Origin of the sequence: Anaerostipes sp. MSJ-23 (assembly GCF_018918155.1) — a bacterium.
Taxonomy (GTDB): domain Bacteria; phylum Bacillota; class Clostridia; order Lachnospirales; family Lachnospiraceae; genus Anaerostipes.
In genome coordinates, this window is sequence record NZ_JAHLPY010000009.1 from 80,392 (window position 1) to 87,329 (window position 6,938).

At 35.6% G+C, this 6,938-nt stretch carries 6 protein-coding genes and 3 tRNA genes; 5 read left to right on the forward strand and 4 right to left on the reverse strand.

Going from position 1 to position 6,938, the window contains the following annotated elements:
* The 5 genes from KQI71_RS07575 (at position 1) to KQI71_RS07595 (ending at position 5,454) form a co-directional block, all read left to right on the forward strand.
* A complete protein-coding gene (locus KQI71_RS07575; protein WP_216435312.1) occupies positions 1-1,440 on the forward strand; it encodes a PTS mannitol transporter subunit IICB in 1,440 nt (479 codons plus the stop codon).
* A gap of 68 nt (positions 1,441-1,508) precedes the next feature.
* Positions 1,509-2,705 carry a mannitol dehydrogenase gene (locus KQI71_RS07580; protein WP_216435313.1) on the forward strand — a complete coding sequence of 399 codons (1,197 nt, stop codon included), beginning with the start codon at positions 1,509-1,511 and terminating at the stop codon, positions 2,703-2,705.
* 16 nt (positions 2,706-2,721) lie between these two features.
* A complete protein-coding gene (locus KQI71_RS07585; protein WP_216435314.1) occupies positions 2,722-4,245 on the forward strand; it encodes a BglG family transcription antiterminator in 1,524 nt (507 codons plus the stop codon).
* The gene (locus KQI71_RS07590) at positions 4,242-4,676 is read left to right on the forward strand and encodes a PTS sugar transporter subunit IIA (protein WP_216435315.1); all 435 of its coding nucleotides are present in this window, start codon (positions 4,242-4,244) and stop codon (positions 4,674-4,676) included. The genes KQI71_RS07585 and KQI71_RS07590 overlap by 4 nt, the downstream gene beginning before the upstream one ends.
* A gap of 94 nt (positions 4,677-4,770) precedes the next feature.
* Positions 4,771-5,454, forward strand: coding sequence for a transaldolase family protein (locus KQI71_RS07595; RefSeq protein WP_216435316.1), 684 nt, complete (start codon positions 4,771-4,773; stop codon positions 5,452-5,454).
* Positions 5,455-5,511: 57 nt separating this feature from the next.
* Here the strand turns inward: KQI71_RS07595 and KQI71_RS07600 are convergent, their stop codons facing one another.
* The 4 genes from KQI71_RS07600 to KQI71_RS07615 all read right to left on the reverse strand — a co-directional run bounded on the left by KQI71_RS07600 (position 5,512) and on the right by KQI71_RS07615 (position 6,892).
* Positions 5,512-6,429 (reverse strand): AEC family transporter, encoded by a 918-nt coding sequence (locus tag KQI71_RS07600; protein ID WP_216435317.1) that lies wholly within the window; start codon positions 6,427-6,429, stop codon positions 5,512-5,514.
* A gap of 171 nt (positions 6,430-6,600) precedes the next feature.
* A tRNA-Met gene (locus KQI71_RS07605) sits at positions 6,601-6,674 on the reverse strand.
* Between the two features lie 48 nt (positions 6,675-6,722).
* A tRNA-Cys gene (locus KQI71_RS07610) sits at positions 6,723-6,793 on the reverse strand.
* Between the two features lie 27 nt (positions 6,794-6,820).
* Positions 6,821-6,892, reverse strand: a tRNA-Glu gene (locus KQI71_RS07615).
* Positions 6,893-6,938: the final 46 nt, after the last annotated feature.

Here is a 6,938-nt window from a genome sequence, read left to right on the forward strand (position 1 = left end):
ATGGCAGAAAAAACTACATTTTCACAAAAACTCCAGAAATTTGGATCTGTTCTTGCCGGAATGGTCATCCCAAATATCGGAGCGTTTATCGGATTCGGATTAATCACTGCATTTTTCCTGAAAACAGGATGGACACCAAATACAAAACTTGCAGCCCTAATCACCCCTATTCTAAATTATCTGTTACCAATTTTGATTGGTCATACAGGCGGTAAAATGTTTGGTGGTGACCGTGGTGGTGTTATCGGTGCATTTGTAACCATCGGTGCTGTTGTTGCCGTTGATGGAACACCAATGTTCCTTGCAGCTATGATCCTTGGACCTCTTTCCGGGTTCTGTATTAAAAAGTTTGATCAGGCCGTAGATGGTAAAATTCCAAGTGGATTTGAAATGATTGTTAACAACTTTTCATTAGGTATCATCGGTGCAATCCTTTGCTGCTTTGCACTTCTTGTATTTGGACCTGTTATGGAAACTGTTACACGAGTTTTAACAAATGGCGTAAACTGGATCGTTGCTCATAATGCACTTCCATTATCTGCAATCTTTGTAGAACCTGCAAAAGTATTATTCTTAAACAATGCATTAGACCATGGTATTTTTGGACCAATTGGATACGAACAAGTAAAAACTCTCGGTCACTCCGCTCTGTTTTTATTAGTTCCTAACCCAGGTGCAGGTCTTGGATTATTACTTGCTTACTGGTTCTTTGGAAAAGGTGAAATGAAAGAAGCCGCTCCAGGTATGATTTTAATTCATTTCTTCGGTGGTATCCATGAAGTTTACTTCCCATATGTACTTGCCAATCCATTAACTATCATTGGTATGATTGCTGGTGGTATTGTAGGAACAGGAACTCTTACCTTCCTTAATGTTGGAACCGTTGCAACTCCTTCTCCAGGAAGTATCTTTTCTGTCATTGCATTATCACCAAAAAATTGTATGCTTGGTGTTATTTTAAGCGTGGTATTATCATGTGCTGTATCTTTTGTTTTAAATTCATTCTTTGTAAAACGAATGGTTGCCAAAGGTGGAAACACCTCTCTTGGAGCATCTGTCATTCCAAAAGAAGCTATGGGAAATTCCGCTTCTACTGAGGAAACAACAACTGCAACAACCAATGACAGCAGCCTCGGTGTTGCAGGAATTGATATTAAAAATATCAAGAAGATTGTTGTTGCATGTGACGCTGGTATGGGATCTTCTGCAATGTCTGCTGCTGCACTAAAGAAAAAAATAAAAGCAGCGCAGCTTCCAATCGAAGTTATTAATACTGCAATTTCAAGAATTCCAGATGATGCGGACCTTATTATTACTCATGTAGAACTTACCGGAACTGCCAAAGCGGCTCAGCCAAACAAACAACACTTGTCGATCTCCAACTATTTACAGGCCCCAGAATATGATGAACTTGTAGAACGCTTTAAAAAGGAACTCTAAAACTTACTGCCAGAATAAGGAGATATTTTTCTTAGTCCTTGGCACTATCTTACAAAAAGGATACGTCTATGAAAGCAATTATGTATGGAGCCGGAAGCATCGGTCGTGGCTTTATTGGTGCTCTATTTTCAGAAATCGGTTATGAAGTTGTATTTATCGATGTTAATGATGAAGTTGTAAAAATAATAAATCAAAAACATACATACCCTCAAATCATCATGAACAAAGAAAAAACCACAAATTGGATAAAGAATATTCGTGCTGTTGATGGAAAAGACACAAAAGCTGTTAGCAATGAGATCGCTGATGCTGATATTCTTGCAACTGCTGTCGGTGCTAATGTTCTTAATCGAATTGCTCCAGTAATTGCACAGGGTCTCTTGAAACGCTGGAAAAAGGACCCTGAAAATGCCTTGGATCTTTTAATCTGTGAAAATTTGATGGATGCAGATGTTTTGCTAAGAAAATATCTTCTTAATGCATTGCCAAAACAATATCACCCAATCATGGAAAAACAACTAGGGCTTGTAGAAACATCGATTGGAAGAATGGTACCTCCGGCAGATCCGTCTTTTATTTCAAAGGATGAACACCCATTGGCCGTGCATGTAGAACCATATGATTTTCTGCCGGTCGATAAAGCTGCTTTTAAGGGCAACATACCCGCATATAAAAAAATCATTGCTTATGAGCCTTTTCACTATTTTCTGGAACGAAAATTATATGTTCACAATATGGCACACGTCACTACTGCTTTTTTGGGTCAATTTCTGCATAAGACCTATATCGATGAAGCTGCCAACAATATCTATATCCAGAAAATAGTCAAAGGCTGTATGATGGAAAGCTGTATGATGCTTGCACAGAAATATAACATAAATTTTGCCGAACTAAATTCACATATGGATGACTTGTTACACCGCTTTAAAAATCCATATCTGAAAGATACCGTATCAAGGGTTGCTCGTGACCCAATACGGAAACTAAAACCTTCCGATCGCCTAATAGGAGCAGCAAGAAGTTGTGAGAAAGTAAATATTACGCCAATATATATTTCTTTTGCAATAGCCCTTGCCCTCTCCTTTATGAATGGCGAAGAACCAAAATGCCTGATGAAAGAAATTTGCAAGATCCAAGAAGAAGAACCTCTTTTTCAGCGAATCCTGTATTTTTATGATAAAATCATGATAAAAGACATCTCTCTGAGTGATCTTGTCTCTATCATCGATGATCTTCAGGCAAATATTCGGGGAGAAATCGTATAGAAAGAACAGGTGTATTATGCTAATTTCTGATCGTTCAAAAGAAATCATTGAATATCTTATGAACGCCAACGGTCCTGTGACCGTAAGCGATCTGGCAAAAAAATTTCAGGTAACAGAACGAACTATTTATCGTCAAATACCGGAAGTAACACAAACTATTGAATCCTATGATCTGACACTTGATAATTCATCAGGCAAAGGATTTATGATCTTCGGATCACTTTACAATATCAAACGTTTAAGTACTGCTTTTGAAGATGTAAAATCAGAGCAAAATTATTCAGGAAAAGAACGAGTTGACATCATTCTTCTGACTCTGCTAAATGAAGATGATTACATTAAAACACAAGCTCTGGCCATTGATCTAAATACATCCTCACAAACAATAAGAAATGATTACATAGCCCTGAGAGAAAAAATTCAAGGCCACAATGTAACATTTGAAGCCAAAAAAAGTGAAGGAGTTCGTCTTACAGGAAAAGAAATTCCAAAGCGACATCTGCTTGTTAACGTTGTTTTGCAGAATATTTCCCCAGACAACTTCTTCGAATGGTTGAAAGATGAAAAATACCGGCAGAATCCATTTATTGAATTACTAAAAAAATTCAACTGCGAACAACCATTAAAAATTCTTTATCAGAAAATGCAGCTAGTGATCCGTAAACGTCATTTGAATATTTCTGATAAAGAATTACAGGAATTTCTCCTGCTGATTGCAATTTTTATAAAACGCCATCCACTGATGGAGCAACAGCCGGACATTTTGAAATTGAATATGCAAAAACCGGATAGTGAATATGAAAAAGATTTCCAGATGGATATCTTAAAAATTCTTGAAGAATCTTTTCAATTGACACCATATGAAAATGAACAAGATTATTTCCGGTGGATGATTCATCTTTATATTGGGCGGACACATTATGAATTAAGTAAACAGGTTTCTGCTTTTCAAAATCTTGATAATATCAGCTGTCTGATTGGGGAAGTGGAATCGAAATTTCATTTTCCTTTCAGCCACGATAAAAATCTTGCTGAAAACCTGCTTCTTCATATAAATATGGCAATGGAACGTATCCAAAGCGGTATTAATGTCAACAATCCAATGCTTGAAGATGTTTATCAATCCAATCCAAAACTTTATGAGATTGTCAAACAAAATTTTCTAAATATTTTTCATCCATCATCTTCTATCCCAGAAGATGAAATCGGATATATCGTTATTTACTTTCTCGCATCAATTGACTGTTTAAGCAAACGATCCATTTCTGCATTGGTCATATGTTCTACAGGTATTGGATCATCCAAAATGCTCCGAAGCCGTTTAGAACGCGAATTTGCCGAAATTGATGTAAAAAAGATTATCTCTCTGCACAAACTGCATGACGAAGATCTTAGCAAATATGATTTTATTTTCTCTACCGTTCCTCTGGATTTGGAAGAAGATAAATATTTATGTGTCTCTCCTCTTTTAAATGAACGGGAGAAAGAAGAAACCAAAAAAAGAATTGAAGAATTGAACAAAAAAAGGAGACTATTATGAATGATATTTTTAACGAAAATAATATTATCTTAAATGCAACACTAAAAGACAAGGCTGATGCCATCGAAAGTGCTGGAAAAATTCTTTACGATCAAGGTTATGTAGAAAAAGATTATATCCCATGTATGCATGCACGTGAAGAAGTGATTTCCACTTACATTGGAAATAATGTCGCAATTCCTCATGGCATCGATGGTTCTGAAAAATATATCAAAAAATCAGGCATTTCATTTATTCAGGTTCCAGAAGGTGTCCTTTATGGCGATGAACCAGCTTATATTGTTATGGGTGTAGCAGGAAAAGATGGAACACATCTCGATATTTTAATGAAACTTGCAGAAATTATCTGTGAAACAGAAAATATTGAAAAATTAAGAAATGCAAAAACAAAACAGGAAGTTTTAGATATTATTGGAGATCTTGAAGTTTAAAAAAATTCATACATGAAATTTCCTACTGCGGGAAATTTCATGTATTATTTTTTTATTTACTGTTTTTTATAATATATTTAGGAGGATTTCATTCATGTTAATTTTAATTGATGACGCAGATTTAACAAAAATTGAAGAACTTTATAAACAATATCCTTATGATGGAGTTACAACAAATCCAACGATTTTAAGCAAGACGGGAAATCCGAACCCAATGGATCAGCTAAAAAAGATTCGTGCTCTGATTCCTGAAGATTCCATGTTGCATGCACAGGTTTTATCTACAGAAACAGATGCCATGGTCAAAGAAGCAAAACATATGGTATCTGTTCTTGGAGAAAATACATATATTAAAGTACCTGTTACAGCCAACGGTTTAAAAGCGATTTCTATTTTAAGTAAAGAAGGAATTCATGTGACTGCAACTGCTATTTATGGTGTCATGCCCGCATTTATGGCTGCAAAAGCAGGTGCAAAATTCTTAGCACCTTACGTAAATCGATTAGATAACCTTGGTTATGATGGTGTTCAGATTGCAAAAGATATTCACACAATTGTAAAAGCTGCTGGGTATGAAGCAGAAGTTCTTGGCGCTTCCTTCAAAAACTCTCAGCAAGTTCTTGATATGGGCAAATTCGGAATTGGTTCTGTTACAATAAATCCAGATACTTTAAAAGCACTTGCATTCAATGGTGTCGCTGAAAATGCTGTAAAAGACTTTATCCATGACTTTGAAGGATGTTGTGGCGAAGGCAAGACTATGCTTGATTTTGAATAATATTACATAACTTTATAGATAAGAAAAACGGCGATTCCGCCGTTTTTTTACATATTTTTAAACAAACACAAAACTCATCAACGCTGTGATTGTAAAAAATGAAATTACAGTTGTTACCATAATTCCTTCTGATAAAACTCTTGTATCCTGTCCATTATTTTCTGCTTGGATTAAAGGAAGATTCGCAACTGGCATTGCGGCCTCCAGGCAAAAAGCCTGAACCATTTCCATCTCAAGCCCAAGTCCTTTTAATACGAAAAATAAGACAATTGGAAACAAAATCATTCTTAGAATAATATAAATCCATATATTTTTATCTTTTATACAGCTTTTTACAGACATTTTAATAAAAGATACACCCAACAGACACATGGATAAAAATACAGTTGCGTTTCCTACATAAATGACACTATTGGAAATAACCGTTGGAAGTTTCAATCCCGTCCAAAAAACAACCAATGTAAACAAAGACATAATAATTCCAGGACTTAAAAGATTTTTCCACTGAAATCTTTCATTCTTTCCTCCAAGGATTTTTACTCCATGTGTATAAAAAAATAGTCCAAACATAATATTAAATACGATAATATAAAGCATACCATTGTTAGATAAAATAGTCTTTGCTACCGCAATGCCAATAAAACCAACATTCGTATAAACAACCATCATATTATAATATTTCCGTTTATCAGAATCGATTCCTAACAGATACGGAAATAAAACACCCAAAATACATAAAATAACATATAAGATAATAGCAATTAAAACTGCAATTAACAATTTGGTATGTGTTGCTGTAATTCTTCCTGATAAAACACAGGACAAGATCATCGCCGGATTACATACATCAAGTACAATCGAAGATAATTTCTGCTCAGTCTTTTCATCAATAATGCCTTTTTTCCCAAGATACATTCCTATGATTACTAAAATTGCTATAACAGCCATTTGTTGTATAATAACTTCTGTACTCATCTTTCATCTCCTTAAAAAATAAGTAAAAATTTTGTTTAAACAAGAAAGAATCCTATTTTACAGGGTTCTCCGCCACAGTTTCTGCCCAGAGGCTTTTTTCTTTCATATGGGCTTTCATCAGAATTTCCTATGAAATAAAAAAAACTTTGGTAAAATTACCAAAGTTTTTGATTGCGGGAGCCGGATTTGAACCAACGACCTTCGGGTTATGAGCCCGACGAGCTACCAGACTGCTCCATCCCGCGATATTCTATAAATGCAACGAAAACACTTTTTTTAAAAAGTGTTTTAAAAGGCGCCGACCAGATTTGAACTGGTGATCAGGGAGTTGCAGTCCCATGCCTTACCACTTGGCTACGGCGCCATATGAATATGTCAGAAATTAAAAAGATGACTCCAACGGGATTTGAACCCGTGTTACCGCCGTGAAAGGGCGGTGTCTTAACCACTTGACCATGGAGCCTTTTTTCTTTGACCGCTTCACGGTCTTTTTTTATTGGTCTCCCCAA

Excerpts from the sequence above, each read along its gene's own strand:
- KQI71_RS07575 (WP_216435312.1), top strand. The coding sequence starts at position 1 with ATGGCAGAAAAAACTACATTTTCACAAAAACTCCAGAAATTTGGATCT.
- KQI71_RS07580 (WP_216435313.1), top strand. The coding sequence starts at position 1,509 with ATGAAAGCAATTATGTATGGAGCCGGAAGCATCGGTCGTGGCTTTATT.
- KQI71_RS07585 (WP_216435314.1), top strand. The coding sequence starts at position 2,722 with ATGCTAATTTCTGATCGTTCAAAAGAAATCATTGAATATCTTATGAAC.
- KQI71_RS07590 (WP_216435315.1), top strand. The coding sequence starts at position 4,242 with ATGAATGATATTTTTAACGAAAATAATATTATCTTAAATGCAACACTA.
- KQI71_RS07595 (WP_216435316.1), top strand. The coding sequence starts at position 4,771 with ATGTTAATTTTAATTGATGACGCAGATTTAACAAAAATTGAAGAACTT.
- KQI71_RS07600 (WP_216435317.1), bottom strand. The coding sequence starts at position 6,429 with ATGAGTACAGAAGTTATTATACAACAAATGGCTGTTATAGCAATTTTA.